The 24,667-nt window shown below is 60.0% G+C and carries 29 protein-coding genes and 2 tRNA genes; 13 read left to right on the top strand and 18 right to left on the bottom strand.

The features are described 5' to 3' along the window. The first annotated feature begins 56 nt into the window (after nt 1-56). Entirely contained in the window at nt 57-1,340 is a 1,284-nt protein-coding gene (gene salA / locus QQ992_RS18065) for a salicylate 1-monooxygenase (RefSeq protein ID WP_286110562.1), read from the top strand. A gap of 101 nt (nt 1,341-1,441) precedes the next feature. Here the strand turns inward: salA and QQ992_RS18060 are convergent, their stop codons facing one another. Beyond that, entirely contained in the window at nt 1,442-1,627 is a 186-nt protein-coding gene (locus QQ992_RS18060) for a hypothetical protein (RefSeq protein WP_119369486.1), read from the bottom strand. 290 nt (nt 1,628-1,917) lie between these two features. After that, nucleotides 1,918-2,961: an alpha/beta fold hydrolase gene (locus tag QQ992_RS18055; protein WP_286110561.1), complete on the bottom strand. Its 1,044-nt coding sequence runs from the start codon at nt 2,959-2,961 to the stop codon at nt 1,918-1,920. A gap of 207 nt (nt 2,962-3,168) precedes the next feature. Here QQ992_RS18055 and QQ992_RS18050 point away from each other — a divergent pair, with 207 nt between their 5' ends. Then, nucleotides 3,169-3,525, top strand: coding sequence for an SH3 domain-containing protein (locus QQ992_RS18050; protein WP_286110560.1), 357 nt, complete (start codon nt 3,169-3,171; stop codon nt 3,523-3,525). A gap of 334 nt (nt 3,526-3,859) precedes the next feature. Here the strand turns inward: QQ992_RS18050 and QQ992_RS18045 are convergent, their stop codons facing one another. Beyond that, entirely contained in the window at nt 3,860-4,765 is a 906-nt protein-coding gene (locus tag QQ992_RS18045; RefSeq protein ID WP_286110559.1) for a LysR family transcriptional regulator, read from the bottom strand. A gap of 100 nt (nt 4,766-4,865) precedes the next feature. On the opposite strand from QQ992_RS18045, the gene QQ992_RS18040 reads away from it, so the two are divergent. Further along, the gene (locus QQ992_RS18040) at nt 4,866-5,627 is read left to right on the top strand and encodes a sulfite exporter TauE/SafE family protein (protein WP_016711449.1); all 762 of its coding nucleotides are present in this window, start codon (nt 4,866-4,868) and stop codon (nt 5,625-5,627) included. Between the two features lies 1 nt (nt 5,628). Here QQ992_RS18040 and QQ992_RS18035 read toward each other — a convergent pair whose 3' ends face one another. From QQ992_RS18035 to QQ992_RS18020, 4 genes are all read right to left on the bottom strand, one after another. Then, complete coding sequence (locus QQ992_RS18035) at nt 5,629-7,044, bottom strand: GGDEF domain-containing protein (protein WP_286110558.1); 1,416 nt, start codon at nt 7,042-7,044, stop codon at nt 5,629-5,631. A 137-nt stretch (nt 7,045-7,181) separates the two neighbouring features. Next, nucleotides 7,182-9,011 (bottom strand): SLC13 family permease, encoded by a 1,830-nt coding sequence (locus QQ992_RS18030; protein WP_286110557.1) that lies wholly within the window; start codon nt 9,009-9,011, stop codon nt 7,182-7,184. Nucleotides 9,012-9,149: 138 nt separating this feature from the next. Then, entirely contained in the window at nt 9,150-9,539 is a 390-nt protein-coding gene (locus QQ992_RS18025) for a glycine zipper domain-containing protein (protein ID WP_025753699.1), read from the bottom strand. A gap of 73 nt (nt 9,540-9,612) precedes the next feature. Further along, nucleotides 9,613-9,804, bottom strand: a complete 192-nt coding sequence (locus QQ992_RS18020) for a hypothetical protein (RefSeq protein ID WP_016711445.1) — start codon at nt 9,802-9,804, stop codon at nt 9,613-9,615. A gap of 224 nt (nt 9,805-10,028) precedes the next feature. Between QQ992_RS18020 and QQ992_RS18015 the strand changes: the two genes are divergently transcribed. The 3 genes from QQ992_RS18015 to QQ992_RS18005 all read left to right on the top strand — a co-directional run bounded on the left by QQ992_RS18015 (nt 10,029) and on the right by QQ992_RS18005 (nt 12,545). Continuing rightward, nucleotides 10,029-11,189 carry a GGDEF domain-containing protein gene (locus tag QQ992_RS18015; protein ID WP_286113964.1) on the top strand — a complete coding sequence of 387 codons (1,161 nt, stop codon included), beginning with the start codon at nt 10,029-10,031 and terminating at the stop codon, nt 11,187-11,189. A 73-nt stretch (nt 11,190-11,262) separates the two neighbouring features. Next, a complete protein-coding gene (locus QQ992_RS18010; RefSeq protein ID WP_016498900.1) occupies nt 11,263-11,613 on the top strand; it encodes a hypothetical protein in 351 nt (116 codons plus the stop codon). 110 nt (nt 11,614-11,723) lie between these two features. Then, nucleotides 11,724-12,545: a class I SAM-dependent methyltransferase gene (locus tag QQ992_RS18005; RefSeq protein WP_286110556.1), complete on the top strand. Its 822-nt coding sequence runs from the start codon at nt 11,724-11,726 to the stop codon at nt 12,543-12,545. On the opposite strand, the gene QQ992_RS18000 is transcribed toward QQ992_RS18005, so the two are convergent. The 4 genes from QQ992_RS18000 to QQ992_RS17985 form a co-directional block, all read right to left on the bottom strand. Next, nucleotides 12,546-13,313, bottom strand: coding sequence for an SDR family oxidoreductase (locus QQ992_RS18000; RefSeq protein WP_016711440.1), 768 nt, complete (start codon nt 13,311-13,313; stop codon nt 12,546-12,548). It lies immediately after the preceding gene. Between the two features lie 36 nt (nt 13,314-13,349). Then, complete coding sequence (locus tag QQ992_RS17995; protein ID WP_286110555.1) at nt 13,350-14,417, bottom strand: phosphotransferase family protein; 1,068 nt, start codon at nt 14,415-14,417, stop codon at nt 13,350-13,352. Nucleotides 14,418-14,601: 184 nt separating this feature from the next. Continuing rightward, nucleotides 14,602-14,919, bottom strand: a complete 318-nt coding sequence (locus QQ992_RS17990; RefSeq protein WP_016487959.1) for an SCP2 sterol-binding domain-containing protein — start codon at nt 14,917-14,919, stop codon at nt 14,602-14,604. A 57-nt stretch (nt 14,920-14,976) separates the two neighbouring features. Continuing rightward, nucleotides 14,977-15,687 (bottom strand): histidine phosphatase family protein, encoded by a 711-nt coding sequence (locus QQ992_RS17985; RefSeq protein ID WP_286110554.1) that lies wholly within the window; start codon nt 15,685-15,687, stop codon nt 14,977-14,979. A 434-nt stretch (nt 15,688-16,121) separates the two neighbouring features. Here QQ992_RS17985 and QQ992_RS17980 point away from each other — a divergent pair, with 434 nt between their 5' ends. The 4 genes from QQ992_RS17980 to QQ992_RS17965 all read left to right on the top strand — a co-directional run bounded on the left by QQ992_RS17980 (nt 16,122) and on the right by QQ992_RS17965 (nt 18,392). Then, nucleotides 16,122-16,415, top strand: coding sequence for a hypothetical protein (locus tag QQ992_RS17980; protein WP_286110553.1), 294 nt, complete (start codon nt 16,122-16,124; stop codon nt 16,413-16,415). A 61-nt stretch (nt 16,416-16,476) separates the two neighbouring features. Next, complete coding sequence (locus QQ992_RS17975; protein ID WP_286110552.1) at nt 16,477-16,854, top strand: hypothetical protein; 378 nt, start codon at nt 16,477-16,479, stop codon at nt 16,852-16,854. 143 nt (nt 16,855-16,997) lie between these two features. After that, nucleotides 16,998-17,612 carry a hypothetical protein gene (locus QQ992_RS17970; RefSeq protein WP_286110551.1) on the top strand — a complete coding sequence of 205 codons (615 nt, stop codon included), beginning with the start codon at nt 16,998-17,000 and terminating at the stop codon, nt 17,610-17,612. Nucleotides 17,613-17,972: 360 nt separating this feature from the next. Next, on the top strand, nt 17,973-18,392 hold the full coding sequence (locus tag QQ992_RS17965; RefSeq protein WP_433963089.1) for a recombinase family protein: 420 nt from the start codon (nt 17,973-17,975) through the stop codon (nt 18,390-18,392). Nucleotides 18,393-18,416: 24 nt separating this feature from the next. Here QQ992_RS17965 and QQ992_RS17960 read toward each other — a convergent pair whose 3' ends face one another. After that, a complete protein-coding gene (locus QQ992_RS17960; protein WP_286110550.1) occupies nt 18,417-19,010 on the bottom strand; it encodes a Swt1 family HEPN domain-containing protein in 594 nt (197 codons plus the stop codon). Between the two features lie 3 nt (nt 19,011-19,013). Then, on the bottom strand, nt 19,014-19,640 hold the full coding sequence (locus QQ992_RS17955; RefSeq protein WP_433963088.1) for a DUF5343 domain-containing protein: 627 nt from the start codon (nt 19,638-19,640) through the stop codon (nt 19,014-19,016). A 582-nt stretch (nt 19,641-20,222) separates the two neighbouring features. On the opposite strand from QQ992_RS17955, the gene sohB reads away from it, so the two are divergent. Then, a complete protein-coding gene (gene sohB / locus QQ992_RS17950) occupies nt 20,223-21,242 on the top strand; it encodes a protease SohB (protein WP_286110548.1) in 1,020 nt (339 codons plus the stop codon). Nucleotides 21,243-21,396: 154 nt separating this feature from the next. Further along, nucleotides 21,397-21,470: transfer RNA gene (locus QQ992_RS17945), tRNA-Cys, on the top strand. 79 nt (nt 21,471-21,549) lie between these two features. On the opposite strand, the gene QQ992_RS17940 is transcribed toward QQ992_RS17945, so the two are convergent. The 3 genes from QQ992_RS17940 to adhP all read right to left on the bottom strand — a co-directional run bounded on the left by QQ992_RS17940 (nt 21,550) and on the right by adhP (nt 23,357). Continuing rightward, nucleotides 21,550-21,786: a hypothetical protein gene (locus QQ992_RS17940; RefSeq protein ID WP_081717231.1), complete on the bottom strand. Its 237-nt coding sequence runs from the start codon at nt 21,784-21,786 to the stop codon at nt 21,550-21,552. Between the two features lie 264 nt (nt 21,787-22,050). Beyond that, nucleotides 22,051-22,257 carry a DUF6434 domain-containing protein gene (locus QQ992_RS17935; protein ID WP_286110547.1) on the bottom strand — a complete coding sequence of 69 codons (207 nt, stop codon included), beginning with the start codon at nt 22,255-22,257 and terminating at the stop codon, nt 22,051-22,053. A gap of 89 nt (nt 22,258-22,346) precedes the next feature. Further along, nucleotides 22,347-23,357 (bottom strand): alcohol dehydrogenase AdhP, encoded by a 1,011-nt coding sequence (gene adhP, locus QQ992_RS17930; RefSeq protein ID WP_286110546.1) that lies wholly within the window; start codon nt 23,355-23,357, stop codon nt 22,347-22,349. Nucleotides 23,358-23,740: 383 nt separating this feature from the next. On the opposite strand from adhP, the gene QQ992_RS17925 reads away from it, so the two are divergent. After that, on the top strand, nt 23,741-23,938 hold the full coding sequence (locus tag QQ992_RS17925) for a hypothetical protein (protein WP_016711430.1): 198 nt from the start codon (nt 23,741-23,743) through the stop codon (nt 23,936-23,938). A gap of 1 nt (nt 23,939) precedes the next feature. On the opposite strand, the gene QQ992_RS17920 is transcribed toward QQ992_RS17925, so the two are convergent. Continuing rightward, nucleotides 23,940-24,353, bottom strand: coding sequence for a DoxX family protein (locus QQ992_RS17920; RefSeq protein ID WP_016711429.1), 414 nt, complete (start codon nt 24,351-24,353; stop codon nt 23,940-23,942). Between the two features lie 104 nt (nt 24,354-24,457). Then, nucleotides 24,458-24,542 (bottom strand) — tRNA-Leu (locus QQ992_RS17915). Between the last annotated feature and the right edge of the window lie 125 nt (nt 24,543-24,667).

Genomic DNA, 24,667 nt, shown 5'->3' with positions numbered 1-24,667 from the left:
GGCCAGCCGTAATCATCGGCGTACTCCAATAACAATCAGCCTCGAGGTACCTTGCAATGCACAATGCTACTGCGCTTGAAGTTTCCATTATTGGTGGGGGTATCGCAGGTGTCGCACTTGCGCTCGACCTTTGCCGCCATGCGCACTTGAACGTCCAGCTGTTCGAATCGGCTGCCGCCTTTGGCGAAGTGGGCGCGGGCGTATCGTTTGGTGCCAATGCCGTGCGGGCCATTGCCGGCCTGGGCATTGCCGAACCCTACGCCAACATTGCCGACAGCACGCCGGCACCGTGGCAGGACGTGTGGTTCGAGTGGCGGGACGGGCGCGATGCGCAGTACCTGGGCAGCAGTGTGGCGCAGGGCGTCGGGCAGTCGTCGGTGCACCGTGCGGACTTTCTCGATGCGCTGGCCAGCCAGTTGCCGGCGGGCATCGCGCAGTTTGGCAAGCGCGCTCAGCGGGTCGAGCAAGTGGGGGAGCGGGTGCGTGTGTGCTTTACCGATGGCACGGAACACCACTGCGATTTGCTGATCGGTGCCGATGGTATCAAGTCGTCGATCCGTGACCATGTACTCGATGGCCTGGGTGTGCCACGGGTATCGCCTCGGTTCAGTGGCACGTGCGCCTACCGTGGGCTGATCGACAGTGAGCAGTTGCGCGAGGCCTATTGGGCGCGTGGCATTGGCGAGCATCTGATTGATGTGCCGCAGATGTACCTGGGGCTCGACCGCCATATCCTGACCTTCCCGATCAAACAGGGGCGGTTGATCAACGTGGTGGCGTTTGTGTCGGACCGCAGCCAGCCGAACCCGGCGTGGCCAAGCGATGCGCCATGGGTGCGCCAGGCAACGCAGGCCGAAATGCTGAAGGCGTTCGAAGGCTGGGGCGATGCGGCGCAGGTGCTGTTGGAGAGCATCAAGACGCCATCGTTGTGGGCGCTGCACGACCTTGCCGAATTGCCGGGGTACAGCCATGGCCGGGTTGGCCTGATTGGCGATGCAGCTCACGCCATGCTGCCGCACCAGGGCGCGGGGGCCGGGCAGGGGCTGGAGGATGCCTGGTTGCTGGCGCGGCTGTTGGCTGACCCGGCGGTGTTACAAGGTAGCCCGCAAGCGGTGTTGCAGGCGTATGACACGGTGCGGCGGCCGCGTGCCTGCCAGGTGCAGCGCACCTCGTGGGAGGCGGGGGAGCTTTACGAGTTTCGTGACCCTGCCGTGCTGGACGATCCGCAAGCGTTGGGCAAGGTGCTGGGCGAGCGGTTCGATTGGTTGTGGAACCATGATTTGCAGGATGACCTGAAGCAGGCACGGCAGTTGTTGGGGATGCAGGTGCAGGCTGCCTGATGCGTTGAGAGGGCCGTGGTGGCTGGCACCGGCTTTGCCGGGATTCGCGGATAAACCCGCACCCACAGGGACGGTGCTTGCCTTGGTACACAGGATGCAGCTCACTGCAAGGTCACGGGCTTGAAGCTATCCGGTAACTGCTGGATAGCCGCCTCTATCTTGGCGATCGGTTCAGCCAACGCGTCCGCCTCGTTGTCCTTACCCTCCCTTCTCAGACGATCGCGCTCAAGGCGCAGGTTCAGCAAATTCTTCTGCAGCTTCAGGGCCGAGGCATTGTACGGGTCCATGCTTTTCTCACGCTGTGGGCTTCCGTGCCGTTGTAGGAAAACCGGACCGTAGCAGCTCGATTTTGCTGCAGAAACTGATGTTTCATACAGGGAAGTCCCTTCGAGGCGAATACTCCTACGTTGCGCGGTAAAAGATCCTACAAGCTGCATTTCGAATCGTTTCATTCAATCTTGGCTGAACCCCGCGTGATACCTAGCCACAACGGGGCTTCGTCCTTACTGGCTCTCGGCAATTTCCTGTAAATGGCTTGCCGTGCCCTTCGCAACTTCGTGTAGCAATTGCTTGCGCGTTACAAGTGGTCCGCATCCACGACCGCCTGGGCAAACGCTTTTGGCGCTTCCTGCGGCAGGTTGTGGCCAATGCCACCGCTGATCAGCCGGTACTCGTACTTGCCGGTAAAGCGCTTTGCATACGCTTCTGCAGGCGGGTGCGGGGCGCCGTTGGCGTCGCCCTCCAGGGCAATGGTCGGTACAGTGATGCCGGGGAAGCTGGCCAGCTTGGCTTCCAGCGGGTCATAGCGGGTTTCGCCTTGGGCCAGCCCCAGCCGCCAGCGGTAGTTGTGCACGGTAATCGCCACTTGATCGGGGTTATCCAGGGCCTGGGCGCTGCGCTCGAACGTGGCGTCATCGAAAGCCCACTTGGGCGAGGCGGTTTGCCAGATCAGTTTGGCGAAGGCATGGCGGTTCTGCTCGTAGCCCGCCTGGCCGCGCGGGGTGGCGAAGTAGTACTGGTACCACCACTGCAGTTCGGCGCTGGGTGGCAGCGGGGCCTTGGCGGCTTCCTGGCTGCTGATCAGGTAGCCGCTGACCGACACCAAGGCCTTCACCCGCTCTGGCCACAGCGCCGAGACAATGTCGGCAGTGCGCGCACCCCAGTCGAAACCGGCAAGTACTGCACGCTGGATATGCAGCGCGTCCATGAACGCGACGACATCGCTGGCCAAGGCTGTGGGTTGGGCATTGCGTGGAGTTGCCGCAGACAGGAAGCGGGTTTGGCCGTAGCCGCGCACGTAGGGCACCAACACCCGGTAACCTTTTGCCGCCAGGGCAGGTGCAACTTCCTCGAAGCTATGAATGTCGTAGGGCCAGCCGTGCAGCAGGATCACCACCGGGCCATCGGCGGGGCCTTGCTCCACGTAAGCCACATCGAGCACGCCTGCGTTGATGTGTTTCAGCGGGCCGAACCTGTCTGCCACTGCGCTTGCTGGCTGTGGCTGTACGGGTGCGGCGGTGGCCATGGCCGCCGCCATCAGCCCGAGCGGCAGCACGGTGCAGGCCAGCAGGGCATGGTTGAAACGGCGTGACAGGGTGTGGGTCGAGTGGCGGGCAGGCATCGGGCATCTCCTTGGCATGAGCCAGTGGGGCGGGTTGATGTGTGCCAGTAAAGTTGACGGCTGTATCGCCGATATGTCCGGTTGACCCGTTGGAAACGTATTTGTGTATCAGGTCTCAATGGGTACACATAACGATACAAACGCGGTGCAGCGGTGGTTTTTCCGCTGCTGCTCCAATCGAAGGTTTACCCGGCCAAGGAGAGGCCCATGCATTACGTTGTCATTGAACCCCATCGCAGTGAATACCCGCGGCCCATTCGCTTCGCCAAGGGCACGTTGCTGAACATCGGGCCACGCTACGAAGGCGAGCCAGGCTGGCAGGACTGGTACCTGTGCACCTGCAGTGGTCAGGAGCCTGGCTGGGTGCCGGCCCAGTTGATCGAGCGGATCAGCGTGTGCCAGGGCAGGGCACTGGACAATTACTCAGCGCATGAGCTCGATGTCGACCCCGGGCAACGGGTGCAGATGCTGCGCCCGCTCAACGGGTGGGTCTGGTGCCGTCGCCATGGCAATGGCGAGCTGGGCTGGCTGCCTGCAGAAAAGCTTCAGCAGGTTTCCATCTGATCCGCTTTTTTTCCACAAAGCTGAATCTGTAACCGTATCAGCCCAAGGCCGAGAATATGCCCATTCCCGCATCACAACTGTAGAGGTTCCAATGGGCAAGCTGGCGCTATTCCTGGGTGGTTTTCTGCTACTGACCATTCTGATTGGTCTTCTTGGCACGATTCCGCCAAGCTGAGGTTCAACCTTCACCCGCGCATGGGATAAGTCATTCTTTGCGCTGGGAAATCTGTCCACAAAAAACGTGGGTAGGTCTGTGGATAAAGTGCTGTAAGCCAAGCCCACGGCGGGCTCTGTTAAATTGAGCAGAAATTGAACAGCCTTTTCAGTGGCTGTTTCATTGAGCCATGCCGGCTCGGCGCAGGGCCGCCAGCAAGTCACGTACCCGTGCCGGCAGCTCGCCGGCAGGGTATAGCGCATGCATCTGCGGGTCCTGGCCGCTGCTGGAGGTCAGGCGGTACTGCGGGCACACCCGCACCAGGCGCCCGGTTTTGACCTGCGCTTCGCCAACCCAGGCGGCCAGGCGGGCGATACCGGCACCGGCCAGGGTGCTGTGGTACACCGCATCGCCCGAACCCAGGCGCAGCCTGGGCCTGGGGCGCAGGCTGGTGATCTTGCCATCGCGGCAGAAATGCCAGGCCTTGAGGATGCGTGGCGCGGTATGCAGGATCAGCGTATGCCCCTCCAGGTCTTCCGGGTGTTGCGGTGTGCCGGCCAGGCCCAGGTAGGCGGGGCTGGCGTACAGGTGGCGCTGATAGGGCCAAAGCGGGTAGCCGATCAGCTCGCTTGATTGGGGGAAGGCGCCGCGCACCACGAAATCGAATTTGCCTTGCAGTGGGTCGAGGGCTTCGTCGCTGTACTGCACGTCCAGGGTCACTTGCGGGTGACAGCGAGAAAACTCGGCAAGCACCTGCGGCAACACATGCTCCCCCAGCAACTGCGGCACGGCAAAGCGGATCCAGCCTTGGGCACTGCCGCTGAGCGCTGCCAGTTCGTCGGCGGCATCGCGTTGCACATCCAGCAAGCGTTCGGCGTGCGGCAACAGTCGCTCGCCGGCTTCGGTCAAGGTCACGGCGTTGGCGTTGCGGTTGAGCAGCTTGCTTCCGGCGTTGTCTTCCAGGGTTTGCACAGCCCGGGTAACTGCGCTGGGTGAACGCCCCAGTGCGCGGGCAGCGGCGACGAAGCTGCGCTTGTGTGCCACGCTGACGAACGCCTGGATTTCCCGCAGCATGTCCAATGCCATCGTCTGCTCCTTATTGCAGTTTTCGCAATATGGCATTTCAACACAAGCGCGGTACTTTGATTAGCCTTGCAGGCGTCTTCTCTGCCTCTGGGCCTGCATCATGATGGATATCGCTGTACTTTCCGTGTTCGCTTTTGCCGCCGGGCTGATCGATGCCGCCGTGGGGGGCGGTGGGCTGATCCAGATCCCGGCCTTGTTCAATGTGCTGCCCACCGCACAGCCAGCGGCATTGCTCGGCAGCAACAAGCTGGCGTCGGTGTGCGGCACGGCCTTCGCGGCGCGGTCGTTTATCCGCAAGGTGACGCTGGACTGGGGGCTGATCGTACCCGCTGCACTCAGCGCCTTTGTCATGTCGTTCGCCGGTGCCGCCACGGTGTCGCTGGTGCCGCCCAGCGTGATGCGCCCGGCGGTGCTGGTGCTGATTGTGCTGATGGCCATCTACACCTTCTGCAAGAAAGACTTCGGCACCCTGCACAAGCCTGCGCAAATCGGCCGCAAGGAGCAGTGCCTGGCGGTGCTGATCGGCGGTGCGATCGGTTTTTACGACGGCCTGTTCGGCCCGGGCACCGGTAGCTTCCTGATCTTCCTGTTCATCCGCTTCTTTGCCCTGGACTTCCTGCACGCCTCGGCGTCGGCCAAGGTGGTGAACATCGCCACCAACCTGGCGGCACTGGTGTTCTTCGTGCCGACGGGCAACGTGTTGTATGCCATCGCCCTGCCCATGGCGGTGTGCAACATTCTGGGTGCGCTGACCGGTACCTGGCTGGCAGTGCGCAAGGGCGCCGGCTTTGTCCGCGGGCTGTTCCTGGTGCTGTTGTGCGTGCTGATCGCCAAGCTGTCGTGGGACTTGCTGGCCGGTTGACTTAGATCACCTGGCGCTGAGCCTCGGCCTGCTCGACGCGATTGCGGCCATGGGCCTTGGCCCGGTACAGCGCCTGGTCGGCGCTTGCCAGCAGCGCGTCCAGGCTGGGGGCCGGGCGGTCGGCGTCGCAGCCGGCCAGGCCGATACTGACGGTAATCTGCAAGCGCTGGTCGGCCTGCACCACATGCAGGTCCTGTACGGCGCGGCGCAGGCGTTCGGCGGTGAACTTGGCCCGTTCTGGCGCAAGGCCCGGGAGAATGACGACGAACTCCTCGCCACCCAGGCGCGCGAGCAGTTCATCGTTGTGCAACTGGTCTTGCAAGGTGCTGGCGAACTGGCGCAGCACCTGGTCACCGACTGCGTGGCCGTGGGCATCGTTGATCGACTTGAAATGGTCGATGTCCAGCATCATCAGGGTCAGCGGCAGCGCCTGGGCATGCTGCTGGCGGCTGTCCAGCAACGCGTTGGCGCGGCGGGTAAAGGCACTGCGGGTGAGCACGCCGGTAAGGTGGTCGATGGTCGCCTGGTGCGCCAGGCGGGCCATCAGGCTGCGGTTGGCCTGGCTGACGCAGGCCACCACCAGCGGGCCAAGCACCAGCATGGCGATGCCCAGGCGCGCCGACATCAGCGTGGTCACCCCTGGCTCGCTTTGCGGCACGCTAAAGTGCATGAGGTTTTGCGCCACGGCCACAATCAAGGTACTGCCGGCGGTGAGTGCCAGCAGCGAAACCATGAAGGGCGAGTAGGTCCAGGCACACCACAGCAAGGCGGCAATCGGGAAGGCAATGGCCCCGGGGCCGCCAAAGGCAATGCTGAACGCCAGTGAGGCCAGCAGCACCAGCAGCGGTGCCAGGCGGATGGCCTGGGCACCACCGCGCACCAAGGCCCGCACCGAGGGCGCAGTCAGCAGCACCGGTAGCACCAGCACGCTGGTCGAGAACTGTTCGCTGAACCAGGCCAGCCAAGTGGCGCGCAACGATTGTTGGAACCAGGGCGCGGCCATCGCCGCCGCCATGCTGGCCGCCACCATGGCGCCGGCGGCGCAGGCGGCAAATACGCTGAGTACGCCGTGCGGGGTTCGCATGCGTCGGTGCAAGCGCGACAGCAATTGCCAGAGGGTCACCACCACGCCCAGGTTGCACAGGTTGAACCACAGGGCCGGGGCCCAGGCGCTGCCGCACAGCAGGTCGGCACCGACCATGGCCAGCCAGACGAGGCCAAAGCCGGTAAGCGTGGCCTGGCGAGGGTAGCGCAGCAGTACACCGGCCAATACGGCATTCACCGGCCAGAACAGCGACAGCGATTCGATCGGGCGTGCCAGGATGCCGCCCAGGGTGAGGGCAAAGGTCAGGCAGAGCAGAACGACGTAAGGCAACAAGCGCGATTGGGCAGCAAAAACCATGGGCTCGACCGGCAAGCGGAAACGAAATCCAGGACAACGCCTTGAAGCACCTGGGACAATGACCCGCAGTGTGTTTCGTCAGGGCAGTTGATGTCAATCTGCCGCGATCGGTCGAGATAATGCCAAATTGCCTTCATTCCTCGGTGGTGTCGTCACAGCCCGAAGAACCACGGCACCATCAACACGGTCACCAGCATCACCAGCAGGGTGAACGGTACGCCGATTTTGACGAAGTCGGCGAAACGGTACTGCCCCGGGCCCAGCACCAGCGTATTGACCGGCGATGACACCGGCGTCATGAACGCCGCCGATGCGGCCAACGCCACGGTCATGGCGAACGGGTAGGGCGACATCCCCAGCTGTGCTGCGGTACTGACAGCCACCGGCGCCATCAGCACCGCAGTGGCCGTATTGGAAATGAACAGGCCAATCACCGCCGTGACGGCAAACAGGCAGGCGAGAATGGCACTGGGGCCGGCACCCCCCAGCACGCTGACCAGCCCGTTCACCGCCAGGTCGATGCCGCCGGTTTTCTGCAGCGCCTGGGCAAAGGGCAGCATGCCGACGATCAGCACCAGGCTTTGCCAATGAATGGCCCGATAAGCGCTGTTCATGTCGATGCAGCGGCCGGCGCCCATCAGCAGGCAGCCGATCAGCGCGGCCATGACATTGGGCACGGCACCACTGACCATCAGCCCGACCATCACCGCCAGGCTCAGCAGCGCTTGTGGTGCGCGGGTGCGGGCGGGGGCTACCTGGTCGATTTCGGCAGGCAGGCTCAGCACCAGGAAGTCCCTGGGCTTGCTTTGCAACTGGCGTACGGCCTTCCACGGGCCGACCACCAGCAGCGTGTCGCCAAGGCGCAGCTTTTCTTCCACCAGTTGGTCTTCGATCGCTGCCTGCTCGCGGCGCAGGCCGACCACGTTGAGGTCGAAGCGGGTACGGAAGGCCAGTTCGAGAATGCTCTTGCCAATCAGCTGCGACCCCGGTGGTAGCGAGACCTCGGCCATGCCCAGTTCCTGGGACTGGTCGATGAAATAGGCGGCCTTGAAGTGAAGTGGCTCCAGTTGCATGGTCTGGCACAGGCTGCGCAGGTCGTCGCGGTTGGCGAACAGGTCGAGCAGCAGCACGTCGCCCTGGTGCAGCACGGTGCTGGAGTCGGCAGCCATCACCCGTGTGGTGAACTTGTGCTGGCGCTCGATACCGATCACGTTGGCACCGTGCCGGGTGCGCAGTTCCAGTTCGCCAAGGGTGTGGCCGATCAGCGGCGAGTGGGGGCGGATGCGCAGGCGCCGTTCGCGGCCGTTGAGCTTGTAGTCCAGCACCAGGTCCAGCAGTGTCCGGCGGGTTTCCACGCGGCCGTCCTTGCGCACTTCGCCGTTGAGCCAGTGGCGGGTCAGCAGCATGTAGCCGATGCCCAGCACCAGCACCACCAGGCCAAACGGGGTAAAGCTGAAGAAGCTGAAACCGGCTTCGCCATTGCGCACCAGCTCGCTGTGCACCACCACGTTGGGCGGTGTGGCCACCAGGCTGAGCATGCCGCTGATCAGGCCGGCGAACGCCAGTGGCATCATCAGGCGGCTGGGCGAGAGTTTCAGGCGTGCGGCAATACTGAGCACCACCGGGATGAAGATGGCCACCACGCCGGTGGAGCTCATGATCGAGCCCAGCCCGGCCACCGCCACCATCAGCAGCACCAGCAGGCGTGCCTCACTGTTGCCGGCCCGCTCGCTCATCCATTCGCCGATGCGGTAGGCGATGCCGGTACGCACCAGGCCTTCGCCAATCACGAACAGGGCGGCGATCAGCACCACGTTGGGGTCGCTGAAGCCGGCCAGGGCCTGCTCGACGGTGAGGATGCCGAGTAGCGGCAGGGCGAGAATCACCAGCAGTGCGACCACGTCCATGCGCGGGCGGTTGATGACGAACAGGAGGATGACGATGGCAAGCAGGCCGAGGACCCAGAGCAGCTCTTGGTTCATGGGGAGGGGGTGTTCCTTCACACAGGGGCACGATAGACAGTAGCAGCCAGTGTGCCAGCTTGTGATGAAGGGGGTGTTGATGTGCTGCAGGGTTTGCCAAACAAAAGGGGCCGCAATGCGGCCCCTTGGGTCACCGGATCAGTGACGGTGACGGCGGTGCTTCTTGCTGCCGTTATTGTCGCCCAGGTGGTTGCCGATGGCACCACCGGCCGCGCCGCCAAGGCCGGCACCGACGGTAGAGCCGGTCTTGCCGCCCACCGCGCCGCCCAGCAGCGAGCCGCCAGCCGAGCCCAGGCCGCCACCGATGGCGGCTTCGGTACGGTTGCCCTTGCGTGCACCTACCGCACTGCCGGCTGCGCCGCCGAGGCCGGCGCCGATGGCCGCCCCGGTCTTGCCACCGATCGATTGACCGACAACGTTACCCAGGGCACCACCCAGGCCACCGCCAATGGCGGCAGTACCGTCACCGGCGAAAGCGCCCTGGCACAGCAGCAGGCCGAGGGCAAGGGAAGGCAGAGTCAGACGCATGATACGAACCTCAAAGGAATCATCAGGTTAAGGTGCCGCGCAACGGGCGGCGGGTCAGGGGTGCAAAGACGCTTCAGCGGTAGTAGCGGTCACCGCGATACTGGCGATTGTCATCGTCATCATCGTCGCGGTCATGGCGATGGTGGTGGCGATGGTCACGGTCGCGGTCACGCCAGCCATCGTCGTCGTCATGGTAGCGATGGCTGTGGCAGCCTGCGGTCAGCAGGACAACAGCAACCAGCGAAAGGCTTGCAAGGCGGGTCATCACGATATAGGTCCTTGATCCGCAATGGTTTACAGGGCACTTGCTGAGACTGGGAATGATCCATTTGGTTTCCCTGGCAGGCAAAAATTTGTCGCGCCAGTGATGAGCGGCGTGCTTGTGGGCTGCTGTTCTGTCCCATTCGGTCATGGTCGAGCCGGTAATGCCCCTCTAGACTGTGGGGTAAGCCGCAGGCAAGACGGCAATTTGCCACACAGTGAATCATGATGATCGCCCATACCCCCACGTTGTTCGCCGCCGTTGCCTTGGTTGCAACCATTCTGGCCTTCTGCCTGTTGCTGGTCGGGCGCAGTAACCGCCGTGACAACCTGTTACTCACGGGGTGCGGGCTGCTGGTGCATGCCCTGGCCTATGTCTGCTACACCGTCTACGCCCAGGCCCCGCTGTGGCTCAGCTATGGCCTGGGCAACAGCCTGTTGTCGCTGGCCTTGGCGTTCTATACGGCCAGCCTGTTCCGGGTGCGTCAGCAGGTGGTGCCTTGGCGCAGTATCTTCATTATCCCGGCGTGCATGCTGGTGGGGTTGATGCTGCTGCTCGATACGGTGGAGCCACGTATGCTGCTGGCAACGCTGGTGCTGATGCTGCAGTGTTCGATGATTCTGTACTGGGCGCGGCGCTATGCCGAGCGGCCGGGCAAGGCCCACTTGCTGCTGCAGATTGGTGCGTTGATCAGCCTGGTCGGCCTGGGCATGCGCGTGGTGGCGGTGGCCAATGGCACGGCGGTGGAGTTGCGCTACGACACCAGCAACCTCAAGCAGAGCATTTCCGTGGCGATTGGCACGGCCACGGTGATGATGTACTCGATCGGGCTGGTGTTGATGGCCAAGGAGCGCAGCGAATCCCGCTTGCAGCACCTGGCCCTGCACGATGTGCTGACCGGCACGCTGAACCGCAGGGCGATCCTCGAGCGCTTTGCCGTGGAGCTGGACCATGCTCGCCAGCAGCAGGGCAGCCTGGCTGTGGCGATGATCGACATCGACCATTTCAAGCGCATCAACGACCTGTATGGGCACCTGGCAGGTGATGAGGTGCTGTGCCATTGCGTGCGCCAGTTGCAACAGCGGCTGCGCCAAGGTGACTGCCTGGGCCGTTATGGTGGTGAGGAGTTTCTGTTGCTGCTGCCGGGCGCTGACCGCAGCGGGGCGATGGCTGCGCTGCAAGGGCTGCGTGAGGCCATTGCGCGCAACCCGGCGAGTTTCGCTGGTGACCAGATCGAACTGCGCTTCAGCGTTGGCTTGTGGTGCGGCGTGCCTGGGCTCAAGGACAGCACCGCCAGCCTGTTGGCCCAGGCTGACGCAGCGCTTTACCAGGCCAAGGCCGCCGGGCGCAATACGGTGCATATGGCGGCAATGGCCGAAGCGGGTTGAGTGCCAACAAGCATTCACGCGTGATGCCGGCCAGTGCTAGAGTCGCCTTCTTTTTTTACCCCGAGGATGGAACATGCGTGCGATTCTGCCGATGGCCGCAGCACTGATGCTGGTCGGTTGTGCTTCTGCGACCATGGAGACGGCCCGCGGCGGCAAGCCGACGGCGCAGCTCGATTCGCACAAGGCGCCAGAGCTGGTGGCCCAGTGCATTCAGTTCAGCTGGCAGGAAGAGAAGGTGTTCGGCGACGATGCCAGTGGCTATCTGGAGCCGCGCAAGCAGGGCGGGTTTACCGTGTATACCCGCGAAGCCGAAGCGTTCGTGGATGTTTACCCGCAGGCGGGTGGGGCGCGGGTTGACTATTACGCACAGAAAAATGACGGCGTGGCATTGCAGCGCCGGGCGGCTGCGGCTACGTGCCTGTAACGCAGGCGCTCACCCTATAGGGGCGGGCTTTACAATTTTTAGCAAGGCAGTTGTGTCGCAAGACGTGTGGTGACGGCTAGCATGGGCCGTTACCACTCAAGGACGACACCATGGATCGCTCACTGCAACTCAATCGTGCCAGCTGGGACGAACGCGCTCCGCTACACGCTGCCTCCAAGGACTACGAAGTCGAGCTTCTGGTCCAGCGCCCCGGGCACCTTTCCGAAACCGTCCGCTTCGACCTGCCATTGCTAGGCGATATCAAAGGGCTGAACGCTGTTCACCTGCAGTGCCACATCGGCACCGATACGCTCTCGCTGGCGCGCCTTGGCGCCAAGGTCTGTGGCCTGGACTATTCCGCAGCTTCACTGGCCGAAGCGCATGCACTGGCCAAACGTTGCGCGGTGCCCATCGAGTATGTCGAGTCTGACGTCTATGCTGCCGACAAGGTGCTTCCGGCAGGCACGTTCGACCTGGTTTATACCGGTATCGGCGCACTGTGCTGGTTGCCCCGCATCGAGCCATGGGCGCGTACGGTGGCAGCACTGTTGAAGCCAGGCGGGCGGCTATTCCTGCGCGATGGGCACCCGATGCTGATGGCGGTCAACGAAGACCATCAGGACCGCCTGCAGCTCGAATACCCGTATTTCGAGCACGAAGCGCCGACGGTGTGGCACAACGACCAGACCTACGTCGAAACCGAACAGCGCCTTGCCCACACCGAAACCCATGAATGGAACCACGGCCTGGGCGAAGTGGTTACTGCCTTGCTGGCGCATGGGCTGCAACTGACGGCACTGGTCGAGCATCAGAGCATCCCCTGGGAGGCGCTGCCGGGGCAGATGGTCAAGGGCAGCGACGGTGAGTATCGCTTGCGCGAGCAGCCTGCACGGCTGCCCTTGAGCTACACCTTGGTGGCAGTCAAAGCTTGATCAGGACAGGTAGCCGCCGTCTACATTGAGTGCCGTGCCGGTGGTGTAGCTGGACGCATCGCTGGCCAGGTACAACACTGCGCCGGCCATTTCTTTTGGGTCGGCCACGCGCTTGAGCGGGATCTGCTGCAGCGCGGCGTTCAGGATGGCATCGTTCTTCACCAGTGCCGAGGCGAACTTGGTGTCGGTCAGGCCCGGCAACAGGGCGTTGCAGCGAATGCCAAACTGGGCGCACTCCTTGGCGAAGACCTTGGTCATGTTGATGACCGCTGCCTTGGTTACCGAATAGATCCCCTGGAAGTGGCCGGGCGACACCCCGTTGATGGACGCCACGTTGATGATGCTGCCACCACCGTGCTCGCGCATCAGCTTGCCGGCTTCCACCGACATGAAGAAGTAACCGCGGATGTTCACGTCCACGGTCTTCTGGAAGGCGTTCGGGTCAGTATCCAGCACGTTGCAGAACTGCGGGTTGGTAGCCGCGTTGTTGACCAGCACGTCCAGGCGCCCGAACTGTTCGCGAATGCCGGCGAACACTTGCTGGATCTGCTCCAGTTCACCGATGTGGCAGGCCACCGCCGTTGCCTTGCCACCGGCGGCGATGATGGCATCGGCCACCTGCTGGCAACCGTCGAGCTTGCGGCTGGAAACGATCACATGGGCGCCTTGCTGTGCCAGCAAGTGGGCGATGGCCTCGCCAATGCCACGGCTGGCACCGGAAACGAAGGCAATCTTGCCGTCGAGGTCGAACAGGTGGGTCTTGGACATGCTGTTTTCCTTGTTATCCGTCGTCGTGGTCGGTGCTCAGAGGCTGGACTTGGCAATGACCTGCAAGGTCATCTGCTCCAGCAAACGGTTCATGTGGATGAACTGGGCGAAGCGTTTGTCCTGAGTCTGGCCGTGGAAATAGCGGTAATAGATTTGCTGGACGATGCCGGCCAGGCGGAACAGGCCATAGCAATAGTAGTAATCGAAGTTGTCGAGCTGGATGCCCGCACGCTCGGCGTAGTAATCGACGAACTGGCGACGGGTAAGCATGCCTGGTGCATTGCTTGGCTGGCGGCGCATCAGTTGCACGGGTGCCGGGTCATCGGCCTCGATCCAGTAGGCCAGGCTGTTGCCCAGGTCCATCAGCGGATCACCCAGGGTGGCCATTTCCCAGTCCAGTACCCCGATGATGCGCATGGGGTTGTCGGCGTCGAGGATCACGTTGTCGAAGCGGTAATCGTTGTGCACGATGCCGGGCTTCGGGTGGTCGGCGGGCATCTTGTCGTGCAACCAGGCGATCACCTGTTCCCAGCGCGGGGCATCCGGGGTCAGGGCTTTTTCGTAGCGGCTGCTCCAGCCCTCGATCTGGCGTTGCACATAGCCTTCCGGCTTGCCCAGGTCGGCCAGGCCGCAGGCGTTGTAGTTCACCTGGTGCAGCTCGACCAGGCGGTCGATGAAGCTTTTGCACAGGGCCTCGGTGCGGCTGGCGTCCAGGTTCAGTTCGGCAGGGATGTCCGAGCGCAGAATGATGCCCTTGACCCGCTCCATCACGTAGAACTCACCGCCGATCAGGCTGCTGTCGGTGCAGTGCACATAGGCCTTGGGGCAGTAGGGGAAGCCGCTGTTCAGCTGGTTGAGGATGCGGAACTCGCGGCCCATGTCGTGGGCCGACTTGGCTTTCTGCCCGAACGGTGGGCGGCGCAGTACGAAGTCACGGCCCGGGTAGCTAACCAGGTAGGTGAGGTTGGAGGCGCCACCCGGGAACTGGCTGATGCTGGGCAGGCCATCCAGGCCGGGGATATTGGCCTTGAGGTAAGGGGCGATGACGGCCGCGTCGAGTTCTTCGCCGGGGCGTACCTGGGTGGACTGGTCGGTGAGCGTCATGCGTTTTCCTTATTCTCGATCGCAAGGACTATTGGCTAATCTAATGGCCTGCCCGGGCTGGAACAAGCGTGCCAGGTGCCATATAGGTGCGGGTGTTGCCGGTGGATCACTGCACCGAATGCCGGGCAAAAAAAAACCGAAGCCGCGAGGGCTTCGGTTTTCGGTCATTCGGTATCCCCAACCCTCAGGACGGGAACAGCTCGCTGAGTTTCATCGACAGCATCATGTCGCCTTCAACGCGCAGCTTGCCGCCCATGAAAGCCTGCATGCCGTCGGTTTCGCCGCTGACGATACCCTTCAGGGTTTCGCTGTCCATTACCAGGGTGCAGTTGGCATCCGGGTTTTCGCCTTCCTGCAGGTCGCAGGTGCCGTCTTTGACGATCAGCGCGTACTGCTTGCCTTCGTCGGTGATGTTGAAGCCGAACACCAGGTCCAGGCCGGCGGCAGCGGATGGGTTGAACTTCTCTTGCATCTTTTTGACGGCATCAGCTACGGAGGTCATGGCGCATTCCTTATAGAGTGATTTACACGTCCCCGCAGGGACACAACAAAGCCGGGCTTATCGGTAGGTGACAAACTCCGGCGCCCTCAACAGTTGCACATGGGCTTGGCTGTTGAAGGAAGCCAGTGCCACGTCGCGGCCGCGGAACTTCAGCTGGCTGAGCGACGTGTTGATGATCTGCCAGTTCAGCGCGAACGCCTGGCTGGGGGTGATACGGGTAACCAGGTGGAGCAGGGCGGCAATGGTACCGCCCGAGGTGAAGATGGCGATATTGTCGCCGCTGCCGGCGGTATCCAGTACGCGTTGCAGCCCACCCTGTACGCGGGCAGTAAAAGCTTGCCAGGTTTCCAGGCCGTCGTCGGCATGCTCCCCGTCGTGCCAGCGCTGCACCATCAAGGCGAACAGGCGCTGGAACTCGCTGCGGTGCTGCGCAGCATTGCGCAGGATGTGCAGGGCGTTTGGCTCTTGCGGCAGCAGCCCGGGCAACAGTGCACGGATGACGCCGTCGGCATCGAACTCATTGAACGCCGCGTCGGTCTCAACCGCCGGCACCGGGCAGCCGTTGGCCTGCAAGGCCTCCAGGGCCAGGCGCGCGGTATCCTGCTGACGGCGCAGGTCGCCTGCCACGCAACGGTCCAGGCGCACACCCAGCTGGGCAAGGTGCTCACCCAGGGCCTGGCTCTGGCGCACGCCCACGGGGGAGAGGACGTCGTAGTCATCGGCACCGAAGGAGGCTTGGCCATGTCGGATCAGGTAGAGGTTGCCCACGAAAGGTTCCGGCCTGTTGGAGGTTGCTGCGAGGTTAGGATGCGGCACACGGGCTGTCAACGAAAAAACATACAAGCGTTTGAAAAGGTTGTTTGAAAGATGTTGCCAGCGTTTGCACCGGCTGGCAGCACCTCAGGCTCAACGGTATGCTTGCAACAGTTACGCGCCGCCGTGGCGCAGGTATTTAAGGAGTCAACGTGGAGTTTCTTGCCAACTGTCCTTGATTCCGGGTAAAGCCAAGCAGCATGGGGCTTACACCCAAAATGACCATCCTCACCGTTGAAACCAGTGTCACAAATCGTCCCAACGTGTCACAAATCGCTGTGCCCTACGTCTACCGTAGAGCCTCGGGCAGGTATCACCTTCGAGTCCGCCTCAAGGGCTGCCACGACTCCTGTACGATCTCCCTCAAGAGCACCAATCGACCTGCTTCCATGACTATCGCCAAGCACCTCCTTCAGACCCTCAAAGCGTTCCACCTCGACAATCCAGAGGCGAGCTTTGAGATGCTGCGGGACAACCTTCGGGATATCGCTGAGGAAGCGTTAGGTAATCCTCAGGGCGACGCCTATGGGCTGGTCCTGGATGACGTCTCTGAGAACCTCGCTGAGATTGCAGAAACGATGCCGATGGGGTTGGCACAAGCGCAGGCTGTTCTGATGGCTCAGAGAGTCCTTGCGGCTGCTTCGAGGGGACTCATGGTCGAGGCGCTGAGGTTAGCCCGCTGAGTGTTTGGGAAGGCGTTCTCGATGGCCAAGTGATACTATCAAGGTTTCGAATGGAGGCGCTATGAGAAACCTTGATCTATATGGAATCCAAAAGGTAAATAGTGAGTTGCACCAGCGGGCTGTAGTAGTCGACCGAATGGCTTCGCTTGGCGAAAAGACGGCTCGCATCATGGCATGGCAGTGCTTCATCCAAGACCAGATTCAATTGGATGACAGTAATGAACGAACTGCCAACCTTGCCCGTATTAAGCATGGAGAGGCTATTGCAGCTTTCTGCGAGACGGGCGATCAAATGGATATTGACTCCAATACTTTCGTCTCTCACTTTTTTGATGAGTTGGGAGTCATCAATCAGAAGGTCACCAAGAAAGGTGTGCAGATCGTATTCTATATATTCGTTGCGCTCGGTCTGTTCGGCCTCTATAAGATTTTCTTCTGATTTGAAGAGCGCAGTTTCATGGGTATCGAACTAGATGTCCTCGTGGATCACACTGGCCATTATGGACATCTTGGGATGCAGGGGAGCGGTTGCATTCCGGCAACATCCAATTCACCGTAAACGTAACGCTACAGGAGTTTCCAATGACTAAGGGACGTTTCGCTTTCAGTGCCACTTTTTGCATCGCCTTTCAGATGCTTTCCGTGCCAGCTATGGCAGAAAATCAGTTGTGGGTTAATACGGATCGCACTGATCGCCACACTTGCCCTTCTACTGACTGCGGGGTGGCAGGTCGTCTGATGTTTAGAGAGGGTGTCGAAGTTCTCGAAAAAAAATCTGGGTGGGTGAGGGTGACCAAACGGTACTCAGCGTCATGCGTCAACCGGAAAAGTGAATATGTGAAGGAAGGTAATGCAGCGTGCGTAGCCTCTAACGGCATTGCTGATGGTAAGTTTGCTGAGTGGGTTCAAACCAAGGATTTGGTTGTGGAGCGTCCTCAAGACCCGGCCAGTGGGGCAAGCGGTGATGATGCCCTTATTAAAGGGTCAGATGACTATCGGCTCTACAAGGCGCAATTCTCTCAAGGTGCAAGAAAGTTAATCAATGACGGGACTTGCACTGAGGGTGACTTTCAGGAAATGGGCGGCTGGATGTCCTCTCCCAATAAAGGCAAGGGGATGTATTTTACTTATTGCGGTGGTATGACCCTAAGCAACAAGGTGTACCTGAATGTGAACACCGGCGAGACCAGTCGCTAATTCGCCTTAAGGGCGTCTCAGAGGGTCAAGCAACGTACCGCTGTCAACCAGAATTTAAAAACCCTCACTATGGCCAGGACACACAGAGACCACCAAGAAATCACAAAGTGTCCTGCCATCCCTGCCGGGCATCCTTGCGATCCCGATCAGCGACGACCAAGCGATAAGAGACCAGCCACCACTACGGTGATGCGAGCCAGCGCCAACAGTCCCCGATAAGCAGACCTCAGTGTCTGGCTCCAGTAGAAAGGAGCACAGCTTGATATTGTCGATCCATGAACCGATACCCACGAAGGGCACCGTTGGGTAGACCATGTACGGGATTGGGGCCACCGTGTATCGCTCAAGATGCTACGCTACGTGCGCAAGGGCGACACTATCCACGTTCACAGCATCGACCGACTCGCCCGAAGCCTCAAGGATCTGCTGGGGCTGGTCGAGGACCTCAAGTCCCGTGGCGTGCAGCTTCATTTCCACAAGGAAGGTTTGATCTTCACGACCAAGAAGAATCATACGCAAGACTTGATGCTGAGCATGATGGGCGCGGTGGCTCAGTTCGAGCGCAGCATGATCCGTGAGCGGCAAGCCGAGGGGATCGCCAAGGCCAAGGCGTCCGGTGTCTACAAGGGCCGAAAGAAGGCCGTGGATGACGAAGCGATCCGAACCGCTGTGGCAGGCGGATTGAGTTTTCGGAAAGCGGCAGAGGAACTGGGTGTGTGTCTGAGCTCCGTTCAAAGGGCAATTCGCTCAAATCGGGAAGGTCAGAGCAGGCCGAAATAGCGATAATCGGCCTTCCTCTTTTCCTTACTCCGCAAGTCTGAACCAGTCCCGGAGGCTTAGGTCAAGCCTGAGTCGCTCATCTTCGGCCAGCACGCTGCAATGCGCTATTGGATTTCTGAGGGAGTTAAGGTTGGACATCACTTTTTCTACTGCTTTGACGTTGTTGAATACGCTTGCAAAAATATTCCAATTTGCTTTGATGATTTCCCCGAGTTCCCCGAAGTTTGTATAGTCAAGCTGGTCGATCGAACGGGGAGTTATTCCGGACTCGCGCTCTCGGGTAATTCTTTTTTTTACTTCGCCAAAAATATGCTGAGGCACTATCTTGTCATTCCACCAAGAATCTCCATGCACTGAGCTAAGAAGGTCAGTGATCTGGGATCTGATCGTTTTCTCGAGGCAGTAAAATAGCTCGTAGCTTCGAGCCATGCTCGCGGCTTCTGCTCGAAGTGCCTCTGTGAACTGGGGGAAATATGCTTTTTCGATATCGCTTAATTCGTCTCCCTGCGCAGTTTCGCTGCGGAGCTTTACGTCAAATCGACGTTCAAGCTGGTCAATTTCAGACTCTATAAGCATGTTGGTCATGCCGAAGGCTTTTACATTTTGCTCAAATGCCACGTTTTAATCCCCAAGTATGTGATCTTTGAGGCTTTTGAAGATCGCATTAAATACTTCGATATCTTTGGTCGCAGGCAGGTTAAGGTTAATGGTGTAAGCTAAATTTATGCCCTTGGTTCCGTGCTGGTTTGCGGTCGTGGCTGCTGTCTGGCCCGTGGCCTGGTGGGAGGATTGTATCTGGGGAGGCAGTTCTATTGCTAAGGTGCGCGCTTGATCTGCGCTACGACCATCAGGATAGTCATTGCTTTCAGTATCAAAGTCAGCGAGCTTTCGTAAGGCGTTTAACGTTCCAAGAGTGGATTTTGTCACTGTCGAGGCTTTTTCCCCGCCGGTGAACTCTACTATCATGCCAAGAATCTCTTGATCAGGCGCGTCATGAACGTACTCGTTCATTTCATATAATTTTTCGTAGAGTTTTCTAAAGGCTGTTCCAACAGCCAGTCTCGATTTGTGAGGGTTGCGGAATTCTCTGTAAAGGTCGGTAGGGGCTCCGTCACTTGCAACAAATCCCATTTTCTTTAGGAAGGGTATGCATGCTGCGGCGGTGCCGCCTTTCATCTGGAGCTTTGTAGAAACGAAGTCTTGCGTAAATCTTTCCGGAACAGAAGCTGTCTTGATTTTCTCAAGCATGTTAGTCAGCGTTCCTACGGATGTTACGTAAGGTAGATTTCCAGCCATCGTCTAAATCCCTTAAGAGTAGCTTGTATTAAATCGGAATGTGTTTCCGTACCGGTTGCTGTGCGAACATTTGTCGTCACATAAATGGCTGGTGAGTCTTTTAGAAATTTGCAAGCTCGTGATGCGCTATCCATTTTTTGCGACAATACTTCGACGTCAGCCTGTTTGCAACTGGCAGGATGAGCACCTTCGTGTACTGCTGCGTGTCGCGTGCCTGCCTGCTGAGCACAGGCATAAATGTGAGGCGCGAGTACTATCTACTTCGGAAATTTTCTTGATCTTTGACAAATGGTTAGGGTTAGAGCTTGCTGGGGCTCCCTCTGCAACCTTCCTTGATCTCAATAGGTGCTTTGCTCGTAGCGACTGAGGCTGAATTCTGGAATGCCGTGCCGGCAGACGAAGAATTTCGCATCGGCTCGTGACTCCCTGGAAGTGAGACTGTTTTTCGGCGACACATGTCAGTGTCACAAGACCGTACCAAAGTGTCACAAGCTTCGGTACGATGCCCCTTTAATTCCGAGATTCGAGGGCACTGTGGAGTTTCTTGCCGAATACGCAAGCTTTCTCGCCAAAACCGCCACCCTGGTCATCGCCATCCTGATGGTGCTGTCAGCCATCGCCGGGCTGCGCGGCAAGGGGCGGCGCAAACCGGGTGGGCAATTGCAGGTCACCCGCCTGAACGAGTTCTACAAGGACCTGCGCGAGCGCCTGGAGTCTGGCCTGCTGGACAAGGCCCAGCTCAAGGCCTTGCGCAAGCAGCAGGCCAAAGCGGAAAAACAGCAGAAGAAGGGTAAGGCCGAGGAAAAGGGCCGGGTCTTCGTGCTGGATTTCGATGGCGACATCAAGGCCTCGGCCACTGAAAGCCTGCGTAACGAAATCACCGCGCTACTGACCCTCGCCACCCCGCGTGACGAAGTGGTGCTGCGCCTGGAGAGTGGCGGTGGCCTGGTGCACAGCTACGGCCTGGCAGCGTCGCAACTGGCGCGCATTCGTCAGGCTGGCATCCCGCTGACCGTGTGCATCGACAAGGTGGCCGCCAGCGGTGGTTACATGATGGCCTGCATCGGCGAGAAGATTGTCAGTGCGCCGTTCGCCGTGCTGGGTTCGATCGGCGTGGTGGCGCAGCTGCCTAACGTCAACCGCCTGTTGAAGAAGCATGACATCGACTTTGAAGTGCTGACGGCTGGCGAGTACAAGCGCACCCTCACCGTGTTTGGCGAAAACACCGAGAAGGGCCGGGAGAAGTTCCAGGAAGACCTGGACATCACCCACCAGCTGTTCAAGGACTTCGTTGCACGCTACCGCCCACAGTTGCACATTGACGAAGTGGCCACCGGTGAAGTCTGGCTCGGGGTTGCGGCACTCAACCGAAAACTGGTGGACGAACTGCAGACCAGCGACGAATACCTCAGCGAGCGTGCGCGCAATGCCAACCTGTTCCACCTGCACTATGCCGAACGCAAGAGCCTGCAGGAACGCATCGGCATGGCGGCCAGCGGCACGGTGGAGAACACGGTGGTAGGTTTGTGGAGCAAACTCGGGCGTCTGCGCTAACACCTTGAACCCGTTGAAATTTTTTTTCGTTCAGGGGGTTGCAAGGTTAAAGGAATGAAGACATAATGGCGCCCATCGAAACGCAGCAAACTTTGAAAAAGGTTCAGCGTTTCAAGGAGATAGCAAAGCGCAAGCAGCTAGATCCGACCTTTGAGGCCGAGTAGCAAAGTGGTTATGCTCCGGATTGCAAATCCGTCTACGCCGGTTCGATTCCGACCTCGGCCTCCACCATTCGAAAGCCCCGCAGATTAACGTCTGCGGGGTTTTTCTTTGCGCGCTGGAAAGTCTGCTCATTTCCGCTTGGGCACTAGCCTTCAGGCAAGGTTACGCCACAGACAAAATCACGCGACCCCAGGCGATGCGAGCCGAACTCCACGACGTAACCTTCCCCTCGGCGCTTTGCCTCCGCTTCGGCCGTCTTCTGGTCGGCATAGACGTCGACGAAATGCCAGGGATGCCTGTCTCTCAGAACGCCCCATCCCAGAACCCAGCCCGCTCTGGAAGGATCTGGCGGTAGATGCTTGGCCAAGCTTCGAATCGACATGCCCATCTCCTCGTGTGTACAGGCTCGATGCTGCATCTTGAGTACTTATCTTGAACCGCACCACCCATACGCGGGTCATCAGAAGAGAGGGCGGTAATGACGCCCCGGTTCCCTCACCACGTATTGAAATGTTCGCAAGCTAAGGTTGAGCTCAAGCCCATTCCATCAGCGAGGTCGTCAGGAAATGGATTATTCCAGCATGGTTGAAGCGTTGGACAAGATGTTGGAGAAAGCGGCTGCAGCGCAGGTACCCGCCAATGAAAGTCAGCGATGCCTCCGTAACCATTCATCCGCGACGTCGCCCATAGTGGACGGCGTACCGCTCTTGATCCACGCCATGAAGGCTCGGTCGAACTTGAATGCCTGGCCACACTCGCCGAGCAGAAACTGACGCACCTTTTGCGTGTTGCGGTAGTGCTTGTCCAGGGGCGTGGTGCGGGTAATCGGCCCGGCGTGCCAGTCGAAGCTCATGGTCTGTTCCTTGACTATGAAAAGGGCAAAAGCCCGTGAATGATCATCCACGGGCTTTTGGTCGTTCGAAATGATCGGCCTTCAGGCTATCAACCTTCGAACTGGATCACCATGCGGCCTTTGATCTTGCCTTCCAGCATCTCGTCGAAGATCTGGTTGATGTCCTCGATCGGCCGCAGGGTTACCTTGGGCACTACTTTGCCTTCAGCGGCAAACTGGAAGGCCTCTTGCAGGTCTTGCCGTGTGCCGACCAACGAGCCAACCACTTCGATTCCGTCCAGCACCAGGCGGGGAATATTCAGGTCCATGGACTCTGACGGAAGCCCGACGGCAACCAGGCGGCCGCCTGCGCGCAGCGCATCTACAGCCGAGTTGAATGCACCTTTGGCAACGGCGGTCACCACAGCGGCATGGGCACCCCCGGTGTTGGCCTGGATGACCTTCGCGGCGTCTTCGGTGCGCGAGTTGATAACCAGGTCGGCGCCCATTTCGCTGGCGAAGCGCAGTTGCTCTTCGTTTACGTCAATGGCGATCACTTTGGCGTTGAACACGTTCTTGGCGTATTGCAGCGCCAGGTTGCCCAGGCCGCCGAGGCCGTAGATGGCGATCCATTGGCCGGGGCGGATGTTGGAGATTTTTACCGCCTTGTAGGTGGTCACGCCGGCGCAGGTAACGCTGCTGGCGGCGGCGGAGTCGAGGCCGTCAGGTACTTTGACCGAATAATCGGCTTTGACGATGCAGGCTTCTGCCATGCCGCCGTCTACGGTGTACCCGGAGTTCTTCACTTCGCGGCACAGGGTTTCGTTGCCGCTGGTGCAATAGTCGCAATGCCCGCACCCCTGATAAAACCATGCCACGCTGGCACGGTCGCCCGGCTTGAGCGAGGTAACGCCCGGCCCGACTTCCTGGACCACGCCGATGCCTTCGTGGCCCAGCACGACGCCGGTCTTGTCACCGAAGTCGCCATTTTTCACATGCAGGTCGGTGTGGCACACACCGCAGCATTGCATCTTCAGCAGCGCTTCACCGTGTTCGAGGGGGCGCAGGGTTTTCTCAACCACATCCACGCGACGGCCTGGCGCAACAACAGCAGCTTTCATAAGAGCCTCCGTGTCTATCCGAGTGAGCTTGGGTTATCGCTGGGTTAGCATAGCCCTTGCGTCGCCAGGCAAAACTGCTTCAAGTCATGGAGTGGGTTAACGCTATAAAAAGAAAAGCCCGCGGCAATGATGCGGCGGGCTGCAAGAACGTACGGAGCGGGGTCAGTGTGCCCATCCGTTTGTCAGTATTTCGTGAAGCGCAGGTCATGAGGCTGTCATGTGCGCAACACCATAAAAAAGCCCGCCATGAGCGGCGGGCAAAAGACGTTTGAAGGGAGAGCCTGCAGGTTGCGCCCAGCTGGTTAACCCAGGATTAAGTGGCAACGCATTGACCTCGGAACCTGATCAGCCTATACAGGCCTGCCATCACGCCAGGAGCCAGCATGCACGACGAAGACGACCTGCACGAACCCGAGCACGATCACCTGCTCGACCATGAGTTTCTCTACGACGACGTGGAGCACGAGGCAGATGCCCAGGGCGCCGAGGATGAAGTGGAAGAAGACGAGGAAACGCTGGATGACCTCGATGACGAGGAGCGGGATCACCCAGCCTGGTTCGACGATTGCGAAGACGACTGACCTAGCGGCCGTCCACCGAGAAGCGCCCTGGGCCGCTCACGGCCAGCAATAGCAGGCCGCCCATGATGGCGAGGTTTTTCAGGAACTGGGTCATGTTGGCGCTGCGCTCGGGGTCGACCATGTTCCAGAACGGGTGGCCCAGCAGCGCCGTGCCCAGCACGAACAGTGCGAACAGGAACGCCAGCGGCCGGGTATAGAAGCCCAGGATCAGCAGGATGCCGACCACGAACTCCATGAGCACGGCAATTGCTGCCGCCAGCATGGGGGCAGGGGCACCCAGCGAGGTCATGTAGCCGACCGTGCCGTCAAAGCCGGTCAGCTTGGCCCAGCCAGACAAGACGAACAGGATCATCAGCAGCACGCGGGCTATCAGGATAATGATGTCGCGTTGGCCATCGAACAGGGAGTAGCGCATGGCGGCGTTCCAGTGGACGAGTACAAGCTCCACTCTAGCAGCTGCGCGAGACATTGCCGGCAGGCAGCAAAAAGGCGCCGCAAGGGCGCCTTTTCAACGAAGTTTGGTGCGAGTGGCGGGACTCGAACCCGCAAGGCTCACGCCGACAGATTTTAAGTCTGCTGTGTATACCAATTCCACCACACTCGCACGCTTGAAGGGGTCGTAACGACCGGCTCGCTTCTAAGCAGAAGGGCTTCGCAATCAAGCGCGCTTTATAACCCATTGTTATAGTTGAGTCAACTGCAGCACCTATGATCAACAGAATGAAGGGT

Source organism: Pseudomonas kurunegalensis (genome assembly GCF_030291635.1).
GTDB classification, from domain to species: domain Bacteria; phylum Pseudomonadota; class Gammaproteobacteria; order Pseudomonadales; family Pseudomonadaceae; genus Aquipseudomonas; species Aquipseudomonas monteilii.
The sequence above is the reverse complement of the archived record's forward strand: the minus strand, read 5'-3'. Positions and strand labels throughout refer to the sequence as shown.

Bases quoted from the DNA above. Each gene is read 5' to 3' on its own strand.
- QQ992_RS18020 (WP_016711445.1), bottom strand. From the start codon at position 9,804: ATGACCCGCCTTGCAAGCCTTTCGCTGGTTGCTGTTGTCCTGCTGACC.
- QQ992_RS18010 (WP_016498900.1), top strand. From the start codon at position 11,263: ATGCGTGCGATTCTGCCGATGGCCGCAGCACTGATGCTGGTCGGTTGT.
- QQ992_RS17990 (WP_016487959.1), bottom strand. From the start codon at position 14,919: ATGACCTCCGTAGCTGATGCCGTCAAAAAGATGCAAGAGAAGTTCAAC.
- QQ992_RS18025 (WP_025753699.1), bottom strand. From the start codon at position 9,539: ATGCGTCTGACTCTGCCTTCCCTTGCCCTCGGCCTGCTGCTGTGCCAG.
- QQ992_RS18040 (WP_016711449.1), top strand. From the start codon at position 4,866: ATGATGGATATCGCTGTACTTTCCGTGTTCGCTTTTGCCGCCGGGCTG.
- QQ992_RS17920 (WP_016711429.1), bottom strand. From the start codon at position 24,353: ATGCGCTACTCCCTGTTCGATGGCCAACGCGACATCATTATCCTGATA.
- QQ992_RS17980 (WP_286110553.1), top strand. From the start codon at position 16,122: ATGACTATCGCCAAGCACCTCCTTCAGACCCTCAAAGCGTTCCACCTC.
- QQ992_RS18050 (WP_286110560.1), top strand. From the start codon at position 3,169: ATGCATTACGTTGTCATTGAACCCCATCGCAGTGAATACCCGCGGCCC.
- QQ992_RS17955 (WP_433963088.1), bottom strand. From the start codon at position 19,640: ATGCTTGAGAAAATCAAGACAGCTTCTGTTCCGGAAAGATTTACGCAA.
- QQ992_RS18030 (WP_286110557.1), bottom strand. From the start codon at position 9,011: ATGAACCAAGAGCTGCTCTGGGTCCTCGGCCTGCTTGCCATCGTCATC.
- QQ992_RS17925 (WP_016711430.1), top strand. From the start codon at position 23,741: ATGCACGACGAAGACGACCTGCACGAACCCGAGCACGATCACCTGCTC.
- QQ992_RS18045 (WP_286110559.1), bottom strand. From the start codon at position 4,765: ATGGCATTGGACATGCTGCGGGAAATCCAGGCGTTCGTCAGCGTGGCA.
- QQ992_RS18055 (WP_286110561.1), bottom strand. From the start codon at position 2,961: ATGCCTGCCCGCCACTCGACCCACACCCTGTCACGCCGTTTCAACCAT.
- adhP (WP_286110546.1), bottom strand. From the start codon at position 23,357: ATGAAAGCTGCTGTTGTTGCGCCAGGCCGTCGCGTGGATGTGGTTGAG.
- QQ992_RS17975 (WP_286110552.1), top strand. From the start codon at position 16,477: ATGAGAAACCTTGATCTATATGGAATCCAAAAGGTAAATAGTGAGTTG.
- QQ992_RS18000 (WP_016711440.1), bottom strand. From the start codon at position 13,313: ATGTCCAAGACCCACCTGTTCGACCTCGACGGCAAGATTGCCTTCGTT.
- QQ992_RS18015 (WP_286113964.1), top strand. From the start codon at position 10,029: ATGATCGCCCATACCCCCACGTTGTTCGCCGCCGTTGCCTTGGTTGCA.
- QQ992_RS18060 (WP_119369486.1), bottom strand. From the start codon at position 1,627: ATGGACCCGTACAATGCCTCGGCCCTGAAGCTGCAGAAGAATTTGCTG.
- QQ992_RS17995 (WP_286110555.1), bottom strand. From the start codon at position 14,417: ATGACGCTCACCGACCAGTCCACCCAGGTACGCCCCGGCGAAGAACTC.
- QQ992_RS18005 (WP_286110556.1), top strand. From the start codon at position 11,724: ATGGATCGCTCACTGCAACTCAATCGTGCCAGCTGGGACGAACGCGCT.
- salA (WP_286110562.1), top strand. From the start codon at position 57: ATGCACAATGCTACTGCGCTTGAAGTTTCCATTATTGGTGGGGGTATC.
- QQ992_RS17935 (WP_286110547.1), bottom strand. From the start codon at position 22,257: ATGAGCTTCGACTGGCACGCCGGGCCGATTACCCGCACCACGCCCCTG.
- QQ992_RS17940 (WP_081717231.1), bottom strand. From the start codon at position 21,786: ATGTCGATTCGAAGCTTGGCCAAGCATCTACCGCCAGATCCTTCCAGA.
- QQ992_RS17970 (WP_286110551.1), top strand. From the start codon at position 16,998: ATGACTAAGGGACGTTTCGCTTTCAGTGCCACTTTTTGCATCGCCTTT.